This window comes from uncultured Slackia sp. (assembly GCF_934630525.1).
GTDB lineage: Bacteria > Actinomycetota > Coriobacteriia > Coriobacteriales > Eggerthellaceae > Slackia.
Genome location: NZ_CAKTVX010000001.1, coordinates 112,646 through 133,536, shown reverse-complemented (window position 1 = coordinate 133,536; position 20,891 = coordinate 112,646). Strand labels below are relative to the sequence as shown.

15 protein-coding genes and 1 tRNA gene are annotated in these 20,891 nt (G+C 58.7%); 4 read left to right on the top strand and 12 right to left on the bottom strand.

What is annotated here, in order from left to right:
- Nucleotide 1 precedes the first annotated feature (1 nt).
- Nucleotides 2-616, bottom strand: a complete 615-nt coding sequence (locus Q0D41_RS00530) for a 4Fe-4S dicluster domain-containing protein (RefSeq protein WP_294373653.1) — start codon at nucleotides 614-616, stop codon at nucleotides 2-4.
- Nucleotides 617-619: 3 nt separating this feature from the next.
- Nucleotides 620-3,025: a molybdopterin-dependent oxidoreductase gene (locus Q0D41_RS00525; RefSeq protein WP_294373648.1), complete on the bottom strand. Its 2,406-nt coding sequence runs from the start codon at nucleotides 3,023-3,025 to the stop codon at nucleotides 620-622.
- A gap of 262 nt (nucleotides 3,026-3,287) precedes the next feature.
- On the opposite strand from Q0D41_RS00525, the gene Q0D41_RS00520 reads away from it, so the two are divergent.
- Entirely contained in the window at nucleotides 3,288-3,860 is a 573-nt protein-coding gene (locus tag Q0D41_RS00520; RefSeq protein WP_294362137.1) for a TetR/AcrR family transcriptional regulator, read from the top strand.
- Nucleotides 3,861-3,957: 97 nt separating this feature from the next.
- On the opposite strand, the gene Q0D41_RS00515 is transcribed toward Q0D41_RS00520, so the two are convergent.
- From Q0D41_RS00515 to rimP, 10 genes are all read right to left on the bottom strand, one after another.
- Nucleotides 3,958-4,032 (bottom strand) — tRNA-Ile (locus tag Q0D41_RS00515).
- 135 nt (nucleotides 4,033-4,167) lie between these two features.
- Nucleotides 4,168-5,349, bottom strand: a complete 1,182-nt coding sequence (gene rpoD, locus Q0D41_RS00510; protein WP_294373646.1) for an RNA polymerase sigma factor RpoD — start codon at nucleotides 5,347-5,349, stop codon at nucleotides 4,168-4,170.
- A gap of 128 nt (nucleotides 5,350-5,477) precedes the next feature.
- A complete protein-coding gene (gene dnaG / locus Q0D41_RS00505) occupies nucleotides 5,478-7,334 on the bottom strand; it encodes a DNA primase (protein ID WP_294373643.1) in 1,857 nt (618 codons plus the stop codon).
- Nucleotides 7,335-7,639: 305 nt separating this feature from the next.
- Nucleotides 7,640-8,560, bottom strand: coding sequence for a riboflavin biosynthesis protein RibF (gene ribF / locus Q0D41_RS00500; protein ID WP_294373640.1), 921 nt, complete (start codon nucleotides 8,558-8,560; stop codon nucleotides 7,640-7,642).
- Nucleotides 8,544-9,554, bottom strand: a complete 1,011-nt coding sequence (truB, locus tag Q0D41_RS00495) for a tRNA pseudouridine(55) synthase TruB (RefSeq protein WP_294373637.1) — start codon at nucleotides 9,552-9,554, stop codon at nucleotides 8,544-8,546. Before truB ends, ribF begins: the two co-directional genes overlap by 17 nt.
- On the bottom strand, nucleotides 9,551-10,558 hold the full coding sequence (locus Q0D41_RS00490; RefSeq protein ID WP_294373634.1) for a bifunctional oligoribonuclease/PAP phosphatase NrnA: 1,008 nt from the start codon (nucleotides 10,556-10,558) through the stop codon (nucleotides 9,551-9,553). The genes truB and Q0D41_RS00490 overlap by 4 nt, the downstream gene beginning before the upstream one ends.
- A gap of 4 nt (nucleotides 10,559-10,562) precedes the next feature.
- Entirely contained in the window at nucleotides 10,563-10,991 is a 429-nt protein-coding gene (rbfA, locus tag Q0D41_RS00485; protein ID WP_294373631.1) for a 30S ribosome-binding factor RbfA, read from the bottom strand.
- A gap of 296 nt (nucleotides 10,992-11,287) precedes the next feature.
- Entirely contained in the window at nucleotides 11,288-14,053 is a 2,766-nt protein-coding gene (infB, locus tag Q0D41_RS00480; RefSeq protein ID WP_294373629.1) for a translation initiation factor IF-2, read from the bottom strand.
- A 30-nt stretch (nucleotides 14,054-14,083) separates the two neighbouring features.
- Nucleotides 14,084-15,289 (bottom strand): transcription termination factor NusA, encoded by a 1,206-nt coding sequence (gene nusA, locus Q0D41_RS00475; RefSeq protein WP_181861858.1) that lies wholly within the window; start codon nucleotides 15,287-15,289, stop codon nucleotides 14,084-14,086.
- A 93-nt stretch (nucleotides 15,290-15,382) separates the two neighbouring features.
- Nucleotides 15,383-15,856, bottom strand: a complete 474-nt coding sequence (gene rimP / locus Q0D41_RS00470; RefSeq protein WP_114614999.1) for a ribosome maturation factor RimP — start codon at nucleotides 15,854-15,856, stop codon at nucleotides 15,383-15,385.
- A gap of 608 nt (nucleotides 15,857-16,464) precedes the next feature.
- Here rimP and Q0D41_RS00465 point away from each other — a divergent pair.
- From Q0D41_RS00465 to fadK, 3 genes are all read left to right on the top strand, one after another.
- On the top strand, nucleotides 16,465-17,652 hold the full coding sequence (locus tag Q0D41_RS00465) for an acyl-CoA dehydrogenase family protein (protein WP_294373614.1): 1,188 nt from the start codon (nucleotides 16,465-16,467) through the stop codon (nucleotides 17,650-17,652).
- 179 nt (nucleotides 17,653-17,831) lie between these two features.
- A complete protein-coding gene (locus Q0D41_RS00460; protein WP_294373612.1) occupies nucleotides 17,832-19,070 on the top strand; it encodes a CaiB/BaiF CoA-transferase family protein in 1,239 nt (412 codons plus the stop codon).
- Between the two features lie 99 nt (nucleotides 19,071-19,169).
- On the top strand, nucleotides 19,170-20,810 hold the full coding sequence (gene fadK, locus Q0D41_RS00455; RefSeq protein ID WP_294373610.1) for a medium-chain fatty-acid--CoA ligase: 1,641 nt from the start codon (nucleotides 19,170-19,172) through the stop codon (nucleotides 20,808-20,810).
- Nucleotides 20,811-20,891 lie beyond the last annotated feature (81 nt).

Genomic DNA, 20,891 nt, shown 5'->3' with positions numbered 1-20,891 from the left:
CCTAGTTCACGTAAAACATTTGCGGACGCGTGCCCTTTTCCTCGAGCAGCACATGACCGCCACGACGCCAAAGCCTCGACACTGCTGAATCCGGATCATCCAGGTCGCCGAACACGCGAGCATCACCCGGGCAGCAATGCACGCACATAGGCTCGTCGCCGCGATCGGTACGCTCCTTGCACAGGCTGCATTTCTCGGCCACGCCGCGTGGGCGAACCGGCACGCTGGCATCGCCATAGTGGAAACCTGTCGCGCGCACAGGCTCGTTCCAGTTGAACACGCGGGCGTTATACGGACAGGCGCCCATGCACATACGACAGCCGATGCAGCGGTCGTAATCAATCTCCACGCGACCCTGCTCATCTTTGTATGTGGCGCCGGTCGGGCACACCTTCATGCATGCAGGATTCTCGCAGTGCTGGCAAGCAACCGGCAGATACGTACGCGAAAGGTTGGGGTACACGCCAACAGCGTCGTCGAACATTTCCACGCCCTCGGTAAGCACGCGGTTCCACAGCATGCCATCAGGGACGTTGTTCTGCATCTTGCAAGCGATCGAGCATGTGTTGCACCCGATGCAGCGGTGCAGGTCTATTCCGATAGCCAGTTTCGTCATGGGCTATTCACCTGCCTTTTTGATCTCAATGAGCGTGTCGTTATACGGAATCATGGGACCGAACATCATGTCGTAACCGCGCGGGTTCATCGTATCGTTGGATACGCTTTGCATCAGCGTCCCCTCAAGATACTGACGGTACGTGCTTTCGGCCATAAACGCGCTTTCAGGCTGCACGGCGTTGTTCAGGCGCAGCTTCGTGCGGAACGAACCGCGATCGTTGTACACCTCAACCTCGTCGCCATCGACAAGGCCACGCGCAGCGGCATCGGACGGGTTCAGCTCGATATGCGGCTCGAACAGCTGCCGGATCCACTTCGCACCCGAATAGGCAGAATGCACGCGGAAGCGCGAACGAGCTTGGCTGAACTGCAGCGGGTATTTTTCGCGCAGCGGGTTTTCCGGGTACGCCTCGTTAGGACGCTCCCACTGCGGGAACGCCTGGCCCCACGCCAGCATGTTCTCGTAGTACGGCTCCTGCTTGGTCGAAGGCGTTGCGTAAGTCATGCCCACTTCCTCGCCGACGGTATCGTCCCAATCCAGCACCAGCTTGCAGGCGCCATTTTCCCTGTTCAGCGCTTCAAGTGTGATACCTTCACACGACGGGTCGTCCGTGGTCAAGATAGCGCGAGCATATTCTTCGCCATTCTCCGGATACAAACCGCCCAGCCCCATGGCTTCGGCAATGCCCTTCTCAATGTAGAAGTCGGATTTGGAATCGAACAACGGGTCAAGCACCTTCTGGTTCTCCAGAATGTAGCCGTTGGCGTTCTTCACGCCGCCCACGCTGTCGGCGCACTCGAACTTGCTGCACACGGGAAGCACCAGGTCAACGTAGTCAGCAACCGAGCTGTGATAGATGTCTGCCAGGCACACGAAGTCAAGCGAATCCAACCAACGCTGCGTTTTTGCCCAGTTCGCCGCCTTCTGCGTGGGAATATCGCCGAAGAACATGGCCGCGTGCACGTCGTCGGTGTTCACAATATCGTAGAAGCCTTTTTTGCTAGGCGTGGGCTTTCTGTTCTCAGGCAGCTTCCAGGCGCCCAACTTGGCCTCGGACAGGACAGTGTGGTAGCAGTAGATACCACAACCGGTACCGCGCTTGCCATAGTTGCCGGTTAGCGAGGCGATAAGCGCATAGCAGTGGCCGGCGATGTCGTTGTTGGAGAACTTATCGATACCGCCCACGCCATTGCAGATGATAGACGGACCCTTTGCATACTCGCGCGCCACCTGGGCGATAGTATCGGCCGGCACACCGGTAACGCCCTCGGCCCAGTCGAGCGTGTAGTCGGCCATCTGCTGCTTGAGCAAGTCATACTCGGTGATATATTGCACACCGTCCACCGTGAAGGTGCCTTCGAGCGCAGGCTGCGCGCCCGGCGTATTATGCAGCACAGCCGCACCCGTTGCGCTGTCCCACACATACGGGACTTTCACCTGCTTCGGCTCGCCAGTTTCCTTATCCACTGTATCGTGCATCTCGCCGAGCACCTCACCGGTGTTCGCGTTCACAAGGAAGGGGAACGACGTGTGCGCCAGCATGTGCTCGCGATCGCACAAGTCGTTGTCCAGCAGGTACTTCACCATTCCCAGGAAAAACGCCGGGTCGGTACCCGCGCGCAGCCCAACCCACTGGTCTGCCTTGCTTGCCGTTGCCGTGAAACGCGGGTCAAGTACGATGATCTTCGTGCCAGCAGCCTGAGCATCAAGGAAAGCGCGCGACCACATCATGCCCGTTTCCAGCACGTTGCAGTTGGCCATAAGCACCACGTTAGCCTGCTTCCACTCCCATATGGTGTTGAGCGCGAACATGCCCGACCAGCCGAACGCTTGACCCTGACCGTTGCCCTGGCCCATGTCGTAGCCGTTCAAACCGCCAGCTTGCGCGCCCAAAATGGAAGCTAGTAGCGGACTGAAGCGCTGCGAAGCCTCCGTGGAGTATTGAATCCACAACGCCTGCGAACCGTACTTGTCGATGGTGGCCTGAAATTTCTCGGCGATGATTTTAAACGCCTCGTCCCAGCTGATTACCTCGAACTGACCGCTGCCGCGTTCTCCCACGCGACGCATAGGCGATTGAATGCGCGCTTCGCCATAGATGTGCTCGATCTCGGAAATGCCCTTAAGGCACACGTTTTGGAAACGCTTGTCACTATTCGGGCGCGGTTGCACCATGACCAGGCGTCCGTCACGCACCGTGCACTGCAACATGCAGTTACACAGGCAATGCTCGTTGTGGTACGTGAACGCCGTGCGCTCTTCAGGCGCCGCTGTTGCCTGCGCAGGTGCCAGCCAGCCCTGCGTGGTGGCCATACCGCCCACAGCAGCAAGTGCGCCGCTGGCAGCACCTAGCCTGAGGAAGCTACGACGATTAAGCACCGCACGCATCCTTTTGCTACCTTCCATATCCTCTCCTTCGTTCCGCATATCCCGTTTTCCCAGGTAAAAGGGATATAATTACGATGACCGATTTATACTGGACCCGTTCTGCACCTGCATTATGAAGGGTATGGAAACCTCGTTCACTGTCCAGCTTCGCGATATGGTGCTTAGGCAACGAGCGCAAGAAATCGGGGTATAATCGACATATTTCGAACGAAGGGGGATTCGCCACACGTGCATTTTTCTGTGGCGAAACGCATAGGCGCAGCCAAGGTACGGGGGGATCATGACCGAAAGCAAAACAGATTTGCGCGTCGTGCGCACGCGCAAACTCATACGCGATGCGTTCATGGATATGGTGGGCGAAGTAGGCGTGGCGAGAATCACGGTGAAGGATTTAACCGAGCGCGCCGGCATCAACCGCAAGACGTTCTATCTGCACTTCGAATCTATCGAAGCGCTGTACGACAGCGTGATGAATGAAGTTATGAACGACTTTTTCGATAATTACGAAACCACTGCCGACCAGCCAAAAGACCTTGACGGCCATGCGCAGCGTTTCTTTTTGTTCCTTGCCGGGCAAACTCCTACCATTGAGAAGCTTATCTGTTCGCCCGGGCCCTACGACTTTGGCAACCATATCTATCGTGAGCAGATGATGCGCTATAAGTCCGCTGGGCAGGACCCTTTTGCATGGATGGACGCCGACGCCGAGGAGTTGGTGCTGAACTTTATCCGCACCACGGCGCTGGACTTTTACCGCGAATGGGTGCGGCGCGGCAAACGCGTCGACCCGCAAGAAGCCGCGCCGCTGCTCGGAGCCATCACCTGCCATGGCGCCGCCCCGCTCATGCGCTAGTGTGGGGCCTCAGGCCTAGGCCCCACACCATAGGCCGATTTTTGGGCCTGAAAACAAAAAAGTCGGAAGCAAAAATGACTTCCGACCAGGTGTTTAGTGGTGGGCCCGCCCGGATTCGAACCGAGAACCAAAGGATTATGAGTCCCCTGCTCCACCGTTGAGCTACAGGCCCTTCTGTATACGCCGCGCATGCAGCCCGCCTATTGTAGCGTAAAACGCCCTTGAGCGGAGCCGCATTCTAACGGCAGCGTCGAAAGCGTTGCGCCCGATGGCAAAACTACATAGGACGCAACGCGATACGCAACGACTAATCTTCCAGATAGTCCTTCAATTTAGAAGAACGGCTCGGGTGGCGCAGCTTCGCAAGCGTCTTGCTCTCGATCTGACGAATACGCTCGCGGGTAACGCCGAATTCGCGGCCCACTTCCTCAAGCGTATGCGGATGGCCGTCTTCCAAACCGAAGCGCAGGCTAATGACCTTGCGTTCGCGCTCGGCCAAGCCATCGAGCACCTTGGAGAGCTGCTCTTGCAGCATCGAGAAGCTCGCCGCGTCGGGAGGCACGATAGCCGCGTCGTCTTCGATGAAGTCGCCCAGCTGAGAGTCTTCCTCTTCACCGATAGGCGTCTCGAGGGAGACCGGCTCCTGGCTGATTTTCTGAATTTCACGCACGCGCTCGGCGGTCAGGCCCATTTTCTCGCCAATTTCTTCCGGCGAAGGGTCACGACCGAGCTCTTGGAGCAGCTGGCGCTGAATGCGCACAAGCTTATTGATGGTTTCAACCATGTGCACAGGAATACGAATGGTACGCGCCTGATCGGCGATAGCACGCGTGATAGCCTGGCGAATCCACCACGTGGCATACGTGGAGAACTTGAAGCCCTTCGTATAGTCGAACTTCTCGACGGCGCGAATAAGGCCCAGGTTGCCTTCCTGGATAAGGTCGAGGAACAGCATGCCGCGGCCCACGTAGCGCTTCGCGATAGAAACGACGAGACGCAGGTTCGCTTCAATAAGCTGCTGCTTGGCATCGAGGCCAACCTGCTCCACGCGGGACAGGCGGCGCTTCTCGCGGCGCTCAAGCTCAACGCCCTCTTCTTCGGCCTTCTCGAGTTCGGCGGTAGCTGCAACGCCGGCCTCGATCTTCATGGCGAGGTCGATTTCTTCCGCGGCGGTGAGCAGCGGAACCTTGCCGATTTCTTTGAGGTACATACGCACGGGGTCGCCCGTAAGCATCGTGACCGACGCATCGGTCGAACGACGGCGCGCGCGTGCACGAGCGCGGGTGGAGTTCACCTTGGGCAGGGCAGCCACGGCGCTCGACTCAACGGCCTTCAGCTCTTCCTCGGGGATGCCTTCAAGCAAATCCTCGTCTTCGAGCGATTCGTCTTTTTCATCTTCGATGACATCGTCGGCAGGAAGCGCGACGTCGTCGACGGATTTCTTGGTTTTATTCTTCTCTACGGTCGCATTAGTTTTGGCAGCAGACACAGATGCTATCCTTTCGCCGTGAAAAGGGCATAGGAGCCCTAAAGATACAGCTCACTAGCTTATCACTTTTCCCTATGTTTGTGCGGGATTCACCGCATGATTTCCGCAAAATGAGACTCTTCGGGTCGCTATTCGATTCCGAACGGCTTGTGCGCGAGCTTCGCAGCGGCAAGCTCTTTTTGCATGGCCACCACGCTTTCGAACACGAGATTGTAGTCGTCGGCCGACATATCCTGCGGGCGCTTGAGTTGCGCGTTCATCTCGCGAATAAGGTCTTCCATGTCGCGAATCGCGAGCTCTTCGGAGAAAAAGCGCGCGAGTTCGCCCGGCTCGCGATCGTCGTGCGTGCTTGAACCAGAAATGACCGATGCCGCTCCAGGAATGGACTCCTCGAGCCGACGCACGATTTCCGCCGCAGGCGCCGTTGCATCTTCGGCAAGCACGTCGAGTAGTTGCATGGCGATTTGGCCATGGATGTCGCGATGCCACACCGTTTGCGCCAAAGCGCCCGCATACGCTAAGCCAATCGAAGGCTCGCTCGCACACAGCGACAGGAAATCGCGCTCGATGCGCAAGCGCTCCTTTTCACGCGGGGGCAACGCAACCTTAGGCTCACGAGGTACCGGCGCCGCAGCAGCCGTAGCAGGCGCAGAATCGAATTGGCGGGGCTCGCGCGTCGCCGCAAGCTTTTCAACCACCGCATTCACATCGAGCTGCAAACAATCGGCGATATAGCCCGCATATTCCTGCGCGAGCACCGAATGCTTGATGGGCGCCAAAAGCTCGAGCACTTCGGTAAGTGCCCTACCTTTTTCGCCGAAATCGACGAGATTGCGGCCGCGAAGCTTTCGATCAATGGCATAACGAAGGAGCGGCACCGCATTATCGATGAGCTCCTGAATCGCTTCGCCCCCGCGTTGCACCACGAAATCGGCCGGGTCGAGATTATCGGGAAGCGTAACGGCGCACAGGTCGACCTGCTTGCGGCCCGCCTCGGGGAGCATGCTTTCGTCGATGAATCGCGCCGCGCGATCGGCTGCGCGTTGACCAGCCTCGTCGCCGTCAAACAGGTATACGATTTTATGCTTGGCATGCCGCGACAGCACGCGAATATGCTGCACGGTAAGGGCGGTACCCAGCGTGGCGACCACGTTGGTCACGCCGGCCTCGTGCATCATGATGACATCGGTATAGCCTTCGCAAATGATGGCAACGCCGGTCGACGCCATAGCCGCCTTGGCCTTATCGAGGCCAAAAAGCACTTCAGATTTATGGAAGATGGGGGTTTCCTGCGAGTTGAGGTACTTCGGCTCGCCCTTGCCCACCACGCGTCCGCCGAACGCAATCACATCGCCGTCGACATCGCGAATAGGAAACATGATGCGTTCATAGAAACGATCACGAGCACCGCCGCCTCGCCCCTCGACGGCCACGTTGGCCTCGATCATTTCCTTCGGTTTGAAGCCCTTCGAGCTGAGATATGCGACGAGGGAGCCCGACCCTGGAGCAAAACCGAGCTGCCACTTCTTCGGCACCTCTCCGCCCAAATCACGCCCTGCCAAATAGGAACGAGCCTCGTCAACCTTCGGGCCACGCCCGCGCATAAGCTGGGTGTGGAAGAATTCGGCAGAGGCGTTGCATACCTCTTTCAAGCGCGCTTTCTTACCGCGATTCATGGCGGCGCCAGGCGCTTCGGTAATTTGAATGCCCGCGCGGCGCGCAAGCTCGCGCACGGCATCGACGAAACCGATATCGTCGAGCTTCATCACGAAGCTGAAAACATCTCCGCCTTCGCCACAACCGAAGCAATGCCACAACTGCGTCGACGGATCGATTTTGAACGAGGGGGATTTCTCGTTATGGAACGGACAGCAACCCCAGAAATCGCGGCCACGCTGACGCAGAACGACCCGCTCCCCCGCAATGGAGACCAGATCGCTCGCCTCGCGCACGCGGCGAATATCATCATCTGGAATTCCCGCCAAAGCATTTCCTTTCCATCTCATCGCTTGCCGCTTGCGCTCCACCGATTAGCAAGACGCACTGCCAGCACCGTTTGCGGCGCGAATTCCTTGATCCGATAGATTCCGCACGAGCCGAACAGCCTGGGGCTGGCCCGACGGAAGTGCTCGGTTTCTCAAATCTTCCAAAACGGGAAACCGGAGCGAGGCGCAAAGCGAGCCGAAGGCGAGCGGTAGCCTCGCGGGCACTTCGGTCAGGCCAGCGCCAGGCTCCCGCCCAGCAACCGCGAAAACAGGTCCAAAGGCAATCGTCCATGACGCGCGTGCGCCTAGAGGTTTTCCCTCACCCATTCAATATTGCCCTTGACGGTTGCGATGAGCTCATCGACCGAGTCGAACTTGATCATCGGACGAAGGAACTCAACCGGCTCGACTTTGATCGTATCGCCGTAAATCTTTCCGTCGAAATCGAGGATATGCGCTTCGCACGTTGCGGTCGCATCGGCGAACGTAGGCGCAACCCCCACGCTCATCGCAGACTTATAGCGCACGCCATCGACAGTGACATAAGCAGCGTACACGGCCTCGCCGAGCACCTGCATCATCGCAGGCAGCTGCAAATTCGCCGTGGCAAAGCCCATGTTGTTGCCTTGGCCGCGGCCTTGCTGCACCACACCCTCGAACGTATACGGATGGCCCAAAAGCTCAATCGCCGCCGCAACCTTGCAATCGCCCAAAAGAAGGCGAATGCGCGTGGCGGTGATGGGACGCCCATCGAAGCTCTCCAGATCGTGCGAGCAAATACGCGTTCCGCGCGAATCGCCCCACTCATGCAGCTCAGAAACGGTGCCTGCCGCTTTCGCGCCAAAACGGAAATCGGTGCCCACATGCATCGCATACGGCGCACATCCACCGAACGTCGCATCCATGAACGCCATGGGCGACTGCGCGGAAAACGCCGGGGTGAACGGCAGAACCACGACGCAGTCGACGCCCGTATCGGCAAGCGCTTTCACGCGCTGCTCGTTGGTCATGAGCTTCTTCAGGCGGTCGGCATGAAAACGCTCATCGGGGTCGATATCGAACGTGAGGGCGATCGACTTGCCGCCGCTTTCCGCAGCGGTGCGCTTCGCCTGGTCGATAAGGAACCTATGCCCCCTATGCACGCCATCGAACACGCCGAATGCGCAGGAAGCGCCAATAAACAATGTATGGTCGAATGATTCGTCGACCCTATAGACTTTTGCCACGCGTAACTCCTTGCGAGAACACACACTTAGGCGAAACCTTACCAGTTTTTTCGTCGAAAGCGTAGAGCGCCTTCAAATCGTTGCCGTACACCAGGCAGACGAGCTCCCCATCGCGAAGCGGGCTCGTCGCAGGCACAGCGCATCGCCGCGGGCCGCAATCGTCCGCGTCGAAACGATGCGGGGCCTCATACACCGCAAGCTCCGATGCGTGAAGAGGCTTGCCATTGCACACATCGGCATATGCCTCATCGCTCAAAAACGCCATGCGGCTTTCCAGCAGGAAAACCGGGTCTATCGCTGCCTCGGCGCCATAGCGTTCCAGGGCATCGAGCGACAGGCAGTCTTCCACATCGAGCACGCCAGCTCGCGTGCGACGCAGCGTTTCGACATGGGCGCACGTTTCGCATGCTGCGCCCACGTCTCGGGCGAGCGCGCGAATATATGTGCCCTTCGAAACGGAGAAGCGCACATCCCACCAAATGCTATCGGCGCGCGGATCGCGCTCCAAATCGAGCAATTCAGCCGAATAGACTTCAATGTCACGCGGCTCAAGCGCGATCACATTGCCCCTTCGCGCCGCGTCGCACGCCTTCACGCCGCCTTTTTTGACTGCGGAATATGCAGGAGGCATTTGCTTCTGCTTGCCCACAAACCCACTCAGTACCACCTGCGCGAACTCAGGATCGCACACCTGGGCGGGAACGTCGATCGTGCGAATCACTTCGCCGAGCTTGTCATCGGTATCGGTGGCGGCGCCGAACGAAATGCGCACGTCATACGTTTTGTCATGCCCAACCATGTAAGCATCGAGCCTCGTCGCAGGACCAACGCATACGACGAGCGCACCCGTCGCCAAAGGGTCGAGCGTGCCCGTGTGGCCTACGCGGCGTTCGCCGAAAATACGGCGGCAGGCATTCACCACGTCGTGCGAGCTTTTACCCTCGGGCTTGTCGACGCCCACGACGAGGCACATGTCGGAATCTCCACGCTTCATTCCTTGCCTTCACCGCCTGCAAACAAACCATTGAGCAAAGCGGGCATTTCGGCCAAGGCGTCGTCGATGCTGCCCTTATAGGTGAATCCTGCAGCCGCTTTATGGCCGCCGCCCCCTATTTCGCGCGCGAGCGCAGCCACGTCGATGCCGTCACCCTTGGCGCGAAGGCTTCCACGCACCACGTCTTCCTGCTCACGCAGCATGCAAGCGACCCGAATGCCGTCGAGCGAACGAAGCACGTCGATAAGAGGCTCGGCATCGGCCTTCACCGCACCCAGGCGCTCGAAATCGTCGAGACGCGCATACGAAAGCGCCCACTCGCCCGAAGGAGCAACCTGCATGTTCGAAAGCATGGCCCCTTCAAGGCCAAGCGAGGCGGCGCTGCGGCGTTGATAGATCTCTTGAGAGCATTCTTCAGGCCTCGCACCAGCCGACACCATTTCGCCCGCAAGCGCGAACGCTTCAGGAGTGGTGTTCTGGAACTGAAAGCGCCCCGTATCGGTCATCAGGGCCAAATAGCAGCACTGAGCCATCTCGAACGTGCGCTCAACCCCCATCTCGCCAATAAGGCGCCACGCGAGCATGCCCGTAGCCGGCGCATCGGGGTCTACGTAATTGTATTCGGCCATGCAGCTCTCAACCGCATGGTGGTCAAGCGTGAAATGCGCGCCTGCGCTTTCATGAACGCGGGCCGCATCGCCCAAACGTTCAAGATTGGGCACGTCGATCGCGATAAACGCGTCGACATCCCCTTCGAATTCGCACGCGGGAATCAATTCGCTCGCCCCGGGAAGGAAGAGGAAACTCTTATCCACGGCATCGTTGTGCGCAAGCAGGCACACCGCACGCTTGCCTTTTGCACGCAAGGCATGCGCGAGCGCAAGCTGCGAGCCCAGGCAGTCGCCATCGGGGCTCACATGCCCGCACAAGGCAAAACTCTCGAAGCGATCAAGGGCTTCGGCGAATTCCGCAAGCGTCACATTGGTTTGCGGAGTAGTTGCCATGCCGCTACTCCTCGTCTTCGAAATCGTCGTCTTCGTCGTCGCGGTGGTACACCGAATCGTCGAAGTCGGCATTTTTGCGCGCGCTTTCCTCGTTGCGCTCAGCATCGCCCGCAAGAGCCTCAGCGATACGCTGCGCCTCATCAACGCTCGCATCGAGCATAAAACGCAGCTCGGGAGTCACGCGCCAATGCAGGGCGCGGCCCATGAGCGAACGAATGCGGCCATAAGCGGCGGCAAAGCCCGCGGCGGCGTCTTCATAACGGCTCGGATCGACGGTGTAATACACGTTGCACATGCTGCGGTCGAAGCTCACCTCGCAGCCCGTGATGGTAACCATGTCGAGGCGCGGGTCGCTTACCTCGAACAACAGAATATGCGCGAGCACCTCGCGCGCTTGTTCGTTGAGCTTTCGGCTCGAAGAGTTCTGTTTCATGTGGAATCACCCTTTCTCGCGACGCGTCGGCGCCGCATAGGCGGTTCAAACGCAGGAAACGCAATGCCGAGAACTCGGCATTGCGCATTCTGGAGTTCAATTTGTTCAAGTCATAACAACATCAAAGATGCTGTCGCACGCCGGTCGGCGAGCGGCTATCCGGTGCCCCAGATTGGCCTGAAAGAGGAGCGACGCGTACTTCGGTACGCGAGCGACGATTGAAGGCCAAGATGGAGCGCCCGATAGCCGCACAGCGTCGGCGAAGTACTTTGGCCGACAGGCCAAAGTACTCATAACTACTCGGTGCGCTCGACCTCTTCGGTGCGATAGCCCTCGATAACGTCGCCGACCTTGATGTCCTGGTAGCCGTCGACGCCAATGCCGCACTCGTAGCCCTGCTTGACCGACTTGACGTCATCTTTGAAGCGGCGCAGCGAGGAAATCTTGCCCTCGTAGATGACCTTGGAGTCACGCACGACGCGCACCTTGTCATCGCGAGAGATTTCGCCCTCGGTGATGTAGCAGCCGGCGATATTGCCAACCTTCGGAACGCGGAACACGTCGCGGACCTCGGCGGAACCGGTGTCTTTGTCGACGAATTCCGGCGCCAGCATGCCGATACGAGCTGCGTTGATGTCTTCAATCGCCTGGTAGATAACGCGATACAGGCGAATGTCGACCTTCTCATGCTCGGCAGCCTTACGCGCACCTGCGGTCGGGCGCACGTTGAAGCCGATGATGATTGCGTCGGACGCGGCGGCCAGCGTTACGTCGGTCTCGGTCACGCCACCCACGGCAGAGTGGATGATTTGGATCTTGACCTCGGACTGGTCCATCTTCTCGAACGCGTCGCGCAGCGCTTCGATGGAGCCCTGAACGTCGGCCTTGACGACCAGGTTGAGCTCGGTCGTGCCCTCTTCGATGCGATTGAAGAGGTCGTCGAGGCTCATATGGCTCTTGGTCTGCTGCTCTTTCAGGCGGGCACGCATCGCACGCTCTTCAGCGAGCTTGCGGGCATCGCGCTCGTCCTCGAACACGCGGAACTCGTCACCCGCGGTAGGAACGCTCGACAGGCCCAGAATCTCAACGGGGTCGGAAGGCGTAGCCTGCTTGGCATGGTTGCCATGCGGGTCGATAAGCGCGCGAACGCGACCGTAGCTCTCGCCGGCGACAACGGAATCGCCCGGCTTGAGCGTGCCGCGCTGCACGAGCACGGTAGCCACCGGGCCGCGACCCTTGTCGAGGTTCGCTTCGATAACGAAGCCGGAGGCCAAAGCATCGGGGTTAGCCTTGAGCTCAAGAACGTCAGCCTGAAGGATGATGGTCTCGAGCAAATCGTCAATGCCGAGCTTCTGCTTCGCAGAAACGTTCACGAACATGTTGGAGCCGCCCCACTCTTCAGGGATGACGCCATGCTCGACGAGCTCTTGACGCACGCGGTCGGGCTGCGCGCCGGGCTTGTCGATCTTGTTCACGGCAACCACGATAGGCACGTTTGCGGCCTTCGCGTGGTTGATAGCCTCAATCGTCTGGGGCATAACGCCGTCGTCGGCGGCAACCACCAAGACGATGACGTCGGTCACCTGGGCGCCGCGAGCACGCATGGCGGTAAATGCCTCGTGGCCCGGCGTGTCGATGAAGGTGATCTGACGACCATTGATGTCGACGACCGAAGCACCGATGTGCTGCGTAATGCCGCCAGCTTCACCCGACGCGACGCCGGTGTGGCGGATGGCGTCGAGCAACGACGTTTTGCCATGGTCGACGTGACCCATAACGGTGACCACGGGAGGACGAGGCTTGAGGTCTTCTTCCTTGTCGTTGTACACGACGGCGAATTCCTCTTCAGGCGACACGATGCGCACCTTGCGGCCCATGTCGTCGGCGATGAGCTCGATGAGCTCGTCGCTCATGGTCTGGGTGACGGTAAGGGCCTGGCCGAGCAGGAACAGGCGCTTGATCACGTCGCCCGAGGGAACGCCGAGCAAATCGGCGAATTCACCCACGGTGGAACCCTGCATGACCTCGACGACATTCTCGTCGAGCATCAGGCTGGGATCGATGCCGCGCTCCATTGCCTCCTGGGCAATGCGCTCGCGCTGAGCGGCCTCGCGCTTTTCCTTGCGCTTCTTACGACGGCCTTCGCCTTCGTTATTCGATGCGGCGGCAACGGCGGCACGCGCTTCGGCGAGCACCTTGTCGCGCTGCATCTTCTCGGCCTGAACGGCCATCTGGGCATAACGGTCTTCGCCGTTATTGGAAAGCTCGGGAACATCGGGCTCGAAATGGTGGCCTCCACGCTTGCCAGCGCCCTTGGCATTCTTCTTATTGCCCGCAGCGGCATTGTCGTTGCGAGACGGACGGGCTGCCTTCTCGGCGGTAAGGCGGTTCTTCTCGGCCTCGATCTGCGAAAGCAGCGAGTCGAAGGAAGACTTGCGCGGCGCGGCGGTCGGAGCGGGCTTCGGGCGACGCTCGGCAGCGGGTTTCGCGGCAGGCTTTTTCGCGCCACGGTTCGCCAAGGCCTCGGCGACAGCCTTCTTCTTGGCGACTTCAGCAGCGAGTTTCGCGGCGCGCGCGTCTTGCGCGGCCTTCTTGCGACGATGCTCAGCGGCGGCCTTCTGCTCCTCGATTTGGCGAGCCAGGCTCGAAAGGCCCGAATTCACCGCAGGCGCGGGCGGGCGCTTGGTCTGCTTGGCGGAAGCGGCCGCAGCGGAAGCTTCGCCCTTTGCTGCGGAATTATGGTCGCGACGCGCACGCTCCTCGGCGCGAAGCTCACGCTCGCGCTCGACGGCGGCACGACGCGCGCGCTCCTCTTCGGCCTTCTTCTCGTCGGCGGCAGCCTTTTCGGCCTGGGCCTTGGCGGCTGCTTCGGCATCCATGCCCGCAGCTGCCTTGGCGCCGAGCTCGGGAGCGAGCGCCTCGCGGATTTTTTCTACGTTGGCCTCGGAAAGGACGCTTGCGTGGCTCTTCGCGGCGATCTTGAGATCTTGGATGCGAGAGAGCAGCACCTTGCTGTCCATGCCGAATTCCTTCGCCAACTCATGAACTCTCATGCTGGCCATATGGTTCTCCTAGTCTCCTCTCCTGCGATGCTATTCGCAGTCGGCATGGACGCCGCAGAAGCGACTTCCAGGACGTGCATGGTTGCGGCAAGGGGTTCCGTCTTCGGCGACATATGCGCAGAATTCGCCCTCTTCAACGTCCTCTTCCTCGTCGAGCAAGAGGTTCTCTTCGTGCACGGGCGCAGAAGCATTGAAGCTTGCCGATTTGATGTCAATGTGCCAGCCGGTCAAGCGCGCGGCGAGGCGGGCATTCTGGCCCTCCTTGCCAATGGCGAGCGAGAGCTGATCGTCGGGGACGATGACGGTGGCGTAGTTTTTATCCTCGTCGATGATGACGCGGTTCACGCGAGCAGGGCTCAAAGCCTGAGCAACGTACTTCGCGGGATCTTCGTCCCACTGAATAACGTCGACGCGCTCGTTGCGAAGCTCTTCGACAACCATGCGCACGCGAGAGCCCTTGGGGCCAACGCACGCGCCAACCGGGTCGAGATTGGGCTCACGGCTTGCGACGGCGACCTTGGAGCGGGCGCCGGGCTCACGGGCAATGGATTTGATTTCGACCATGCCGTCATAAATCTCGGGCACTTCGAGCTCGAAAAGACGACGAATGAGGTCGGGGTGCGTACGGGACACGACGATGGCGGGACGTGCCGCTTCGCCACGGGTACGAGGCTCGAGGGAGTTGGGGTCGCGCACATCGATGATGAGCACCTTGATGCGCTGGTTGTGGCGATAGTGCTCGCCCATCGGACGCTCGTTGCGCTCGTTGGGGTTGCGCTTCTGGTCGTAATGCGGAAGCTCGGCCTCGACGCCGTCGCGAATCTTCACGATGGTGAAGTCGGGCGTCGCCTGAAGCACGGTGGCGGTCACGATGTCGCCCACGCGGTCGCTGAACTCTTCGTAAATGCTCTGACGGCCCGCTTCGCGAACCATGGCGGCGATAACGCCCTTTGCATTCTGAGCGGCGATGCGGCTCACGCCTTCGGGAGTGACGTCGCGCTCTTCGAACTCGGCGTATTCGCCGGTCTCCTCGTCAGGCTCGCCAACCGGAACGAGCTCGTAAACATAGATCTTGCCCGTAGTACGGTCGATGGTGACGCGAGCGTCCCACTCAAGGTCAAGAATGTTCTGGTAGCTCTTGGCAAGCGACGCCTCAAGACGCTCGATAAGATAGAACTCGTCGATCTTCTTCTCGTGCGCCAAGGCCTGCAGGGCCTCCATAAGCTGGGATGCCATTGTCTTCCTTCCTCTTCTCAATAAGGCGCATATGCGCCCTCTCGGTGCAAATTCGTATTGGGGGCAACCTTCTCTTTATAAAGAAAAGTTCGATTAACGGAATTCGACGACGCCTTTCACATGCGCCTTCTTGATGTCGGCAAGCGGAATGTCGCAACGCGCGCCATCGACATCGAGCAACACGCATTCGGTTTCGGCGTTAAAGCCCGCAAGCGTGCCCGTAAAACGGCTTCGGCCTTCAATGGGACCATTCGTGACCACATAGGCCTCATCGCCAGCGAAACGCTCGAAATGCTCGGGCGTGCGCAGTGGGCGGTCAATGCCGGGCGAGCTGACCTCCAAGGTGTATGCACCCGGGAACGGATCGATCTCGTCCATGATCTCGTTCACCCACACTTGGGCGGCCGTGATCTCATCGAACGAAATGCCCTTTGCGGTATCGAGATACACGCGAATCGTGGGGGCTTTGCGGCTGCCGACGATTTCGACGGTCACAACCTCGACGCCTTCAGACGCCGCACGCGGTTCCAAAGCCGCAAGCAGGCTCTTCTCTTTGGCGGTGAGCATCGATGCCTCCTTTCGAACGGTTTCGCGCGAGGGCGAAACTCCCCTATACAAAAAAGAAAGCGGGACCAGGCCCCACTTTCTCTCAATGACGAAAAAGTTGTAATGCACAAGGGCTACGCCCGAGTGCGTGGTCTTTTTATAACACAGTCACCTACGGGTATGCAAGATTCATTCACGGCAAAATCATGAACGTTTATTCTTGTTGTTTATTTGAACGGGCGCACGCGTATCACGACTTCCGCATCTGTCAAGCAACAAAACTTCCAACTTCGATAAGCTATCACTATCAATTACCCTAGTTCTGCTTATAGTTAAAAATGCCATACCCAACAGTTTCGCTATTCTGTGGGTATTTTCACCTCTCTTTTTCGGATATTTATCCCCTGTTTTAGACGGTATTTCCTTATGCCCACACATAAAAGCACCCACTTTGGCACCTATGTATAAGCGAGGCTTATGAATTCAAAACAGTTTTGGTGTTTCTATTAATTAGATTTTTCCCCACGAGCGGTGCACAATATGCTCACAAGCTGAACGGAGGCGAGAGAGCAAAAGCACTCGAGCCGAGGTTCAAGGTAAGCGCTTAGGTAACCTTAAGGAGGGTTCACATGAGCAAATTGTCCAAGGAGCAGTTCGACGCATATCTCGAGCAAATCAAGGAGCTCGCAGAGGGTCCGTTCGAGGAGATGCAGCCCGAGATCGAGGTGACGAACGTCTTCCCCGAGAAGTTCTACGAGCTGGCCAAGGAAAACGACCTGTATCGTTTCGCTCTCCCCGCTGAGTACGGTGGATGGGATCTTTCGGAGCTCGACATCCTGCGCGTTCAGGAGCAGTTCTCCCGTGGTCCTGGCGGCATGCGTATGCACCTGCACTATGCAGCTGACCTGAACTGGCGCATCCTCGACGACTACGGTTCGGACGAGCTCAAGGCCCAGTACATGGACAAGTTCCAGGACAAGACCATCTTCACCTGCTTCGCTCTGACCGAGCAGTCCGGCGGCACCGGTGCTGACATCCACACCACCGCTGAGAAGGACGAGAATGGCGACTACATCCTCAACGGCGAGAAGTGGCTCATCTCTCACACCGACTGCTGCGAATTCGCTTACGTCATCGCTGTGACCGATCCCACCAAGCAGGGCGACGAGCGTCTCTCCGCTTTCTTCGTCCCCGTTGACACCCCGGGCTACGAAGTCACCCCGATGCCTCACATGATGGGCGCTCGCGGTGCTGCTCACACCGGCCTCAAGTTCACCAACATGAAGCTTGACAAGAAGTACCTGCTCGGCAAAGAGGGCATGGGCATGGAGATTGCTATCCACTCCCTGTCTGTTTCCCGTGCTCACATCGCTGCTTCTAACCTCGGTATGTGCCAGCGTATGCTCGAGATCTCCCTCGCCCGCGCTAACGACCGTATCACCTTCGGCAAGCCGATCGCTTCCCGTCAGATGATCAAGCGCGAAATCGCTGAGATGCAGATGTACACCCATGCTCTCCGTTGCATGGTTTACGACTTCGGCCGCGAGTACGACGCCGATCCTAACGGCAAGTACATCGAGGAGAAGGCTGCTATGTGCAAGCTGTTCTCCATCTACTCCACCCGTATCGTCTCCGACGGCATGCTGGAGATCTTCGGTGGCGACGGCTACTTCGAGGACAGCCCGTACGGCCCGACCGAGCGCCTCTACCGCGACGCTCGCGCCATGTGGCTCGAAGAGGGTGCTCCCAACGTTCAGCGCATCACCATTGCCCGCAACTGCCAGAAGTTCGGCGGCAAGGTCGAGTACCAGCTGTAATCACCCTTTTGAAGGCGTCGATCGCACAAGAACAAATTCACTCATGAAAGGAGGGTCGTCTGCCTTAGGTGGATGGCCCCCTTTTCTTTTTTTGCGAAATCGCCACGAAATGCGTCCGGAAGCTCCCGGACCATACAACCGGGAAACCGGGTATTGCATATTTCAACAAGGAGGAAAGCATGCAACCACTCAAGGGTCTTAAAGTCGTTGACCTCACCACCTTCCTTGCGACCCCGACCACGGGCCGCATCCTCGGCGAATGGGGTGCCGATGTCATCAAGGTTGAGGCGTTCAAGGGCGATCCCTGCCGTGTCAACCAGGCTGTCGTTTTCGGCATGCCCTCCAGCGACGAAGAGAACCTCGCGTTCGACGTGGCCAACTTCCATAAGCGCTTCGTCGCTTTGAACCTCAAGACCGAAAAGGGCCTCGAGGTCATGATGAAGCTCCTCGCGGAAGCTGACGTCTTCATTACCAACACCCGCACCAAGTCTCTGGCCAAGATGGGCCTCGACTGGGAAACCCTGCACGAGAAGTTCCCGCGCCTGATCATGGGCCACGGCCTTGGCTATGGCAAGAAGGGTCCCGAGAAGGACGCTGCAGGCTTCGACGTTACCTGCTACATGGGCCGCGGCGGCGTTTTCGGCACCACGGTTAACAAGGGCGACTCCCCCATGATCCCGACCAACGGCTACGGCGACTACCAGTGCTCCGTGTTCTTGGTTGCTGGCATCCTTGCCGCACTCCAGGGCCGCGAGAAGACCGGCGAAGGCGACTATGTCACCTGCGCTCTGCAGCACGCTGGCATCTACACGCTTGCCACGGGCATGATTTCCGCCCAGTACGGCAACCCGTACCCGAAGAGCCGTCTCGAGGTCAACAACCCGCTGAACAACGTGTTCCGCTCCAAGGATCAGAAGTGGGTTGTTCTGTGCCTGCCCGAGTACGACCGCGACTGGCCGCGCGTCATGCACCTCATCGGTCGCGACGAGCTCGCCGATCACCCTGACTACAAGTGCTGCCAGACCGTCAACGACAAGGGTCTCGCTCCTGAGGTCGTCAAGATTCTCGACGACGGCTTTGCCCAGTTCACTCGCGAAGAGCTGCTGAAGATGTTCTCTGAGAACGACATGCCGTGCGAGCCCGCGCAGACCCCGACCGACATCTACGAGGATCAGAACGCGCTCATCAACGAGTATATCAAGGCTGTTCCTTATCCCGATGGCCCGCGCTGGTGCCCGACTGCCCCTGTTCAGTTCGAGCTCGGCGAGACCGACGACCTTATCCCGGGCGGCAAGCTTGGCTCTGCCACTGCCGACGTCATGAAGGAACTCGGCTACTCCGAGGACGAGATCAAGGCCGCCGAGAAAGAGGGTGCCGTTTCCGGTCCCGTCGACTTGGCTGTTCTGCAGGGCAAGTAAGCCCATCTCGCCAAGAGAGATTAAAGCGCATCGCTTTTTCGAGAAGGGGGCGAGATACGTCTCGCTCCCTTCTTCTTTTTCACATGGAGGGATCAATTCATGATCACCGACGTCAAAATCAACGAAGCCCTGAAAAAACTCTATTACGAGCATGGCTACTGGGGAGACAAGACTATCGCAGACGTCTGGGATGAACAGTGCGAAAAGTATGGCGACCGCACGTATGTGCAAGACGATTTGGGCACGAAGCTTACGTATAAGCAGGTTGATACCGGCGCGCGTAAGCTCGCGTCGTGGCTGAAGGAAGTCGGCGTGCAAAACGGCGACGTCGTTTCCTTTCAAGTGCCCAAATGGGCAGATTTCTGCATTATTTACCTGGCCTGCCTTAAGGTGGGTGCCGTTATGCACCCGCTTGCAACGAATTTGAGCGCAAACGACATTGATTACATCATCAACAAGGTGCAATCGGTCGTATATATATGTCCTACGTTCTTCCATAAAACCGATTTCGAAAACCAGTACCACGAAATCGAAGGCAAGCTTGAATCGCTTAAAGCCGTGTTGCTGCTTGATAAAGAATTCCCCACGCACGATAAAAACGCCGTCACGCTGAGCAAAGTGCTCGACAGCTATTCGGGATTCGATGGGCCCTGCCCCGCTCATTCCGACGACGTGTGCTGCATTCTGTCAACCTCAGGCACGACGGGCAAACCGAAGCAGGCTATGTTCACGCACAACAATATCCTGTTCTCGGAGCGCTCCTACACCGCCGATTTGGACCTTACTCCCGATGACGTGATGTGGATGCCATCGCCCCTCAACCACGCGACTGGTTTCTACCATGGACTCATCTCGCCCATGCTTACCGGCAGCCGTTGCGTGCTTCAACTGCATTTCAAGGCAGCCGAAGCCATTGAGCTTATCAATCGCGAACACGTCACGTGGTCGTGTGGCGCTACGCCGTTCGTGCATGACCTCATTGCCGCTATGGAAGAAAACGGCACGGCAATTCCGAGCCTGCGTTTCTATCTGTGCGGTGGCGCTCCTGTGCCGAGCACGCTCATCGAACGTGCGGCCGAACACGGGTTTTTGCTGTGCGAGCTCTACGGCTCCACTGAAAGCTGCCCTCATCTGCGCGTTCCGCGCGACAAGTGCCTCGAATGGGACGGCCGATTCTCGGGCGTTGCCTATCCCGGCATCGAAGTGAAGGTCGTGGACGAATTCCGCAACGAAGTCGCCCATGGCGTTCAAGGCGAGGAAGCGAGCCGTGGCCCCCACATGTTCTGCGGCTACCTCAACGATCCCGAACGCACCAATGAAGCGCTCGACGATGAGGGATGGTTCTATTCCGGCGATTTGTGCACGATCGACGAAGAAGAGCGCGTGCGCATCAATGGCCGTAAGAAGGAAATCATCATTCGCGGCGGCGAGAACATTTCCGCGCGCGAAGTCGACGACAACGTGATGGACTGGGAAGACATCTGCGACCAAGCAACCGTCGGCATGCCCGACGATCGCCTTGGCGAGCGCATTTGCCTTTTCGCCGTGCCCGCCCCCGGCGTCACCGAGGAGCTTTGCCTGCACGACCTTACGGAGTATCTTGCAAGCAAGGGCGTGGCTAAGCGTTTGTGGCCCGAGCGTATCGAGACCATCGACGCCATTCCACGCACGCCTACGGGCAAAATCAAGCGCTTCGAACTCGCACGCGAGGTCAAGCGCCGCATGGGCATCGACCAATAACGCAAAACCATGCTTTCCATGCATGGGCACGCACGATAAAATGCCTGCAGCTGACGTCCGCAGCTGCAGGCATTTTCAAAG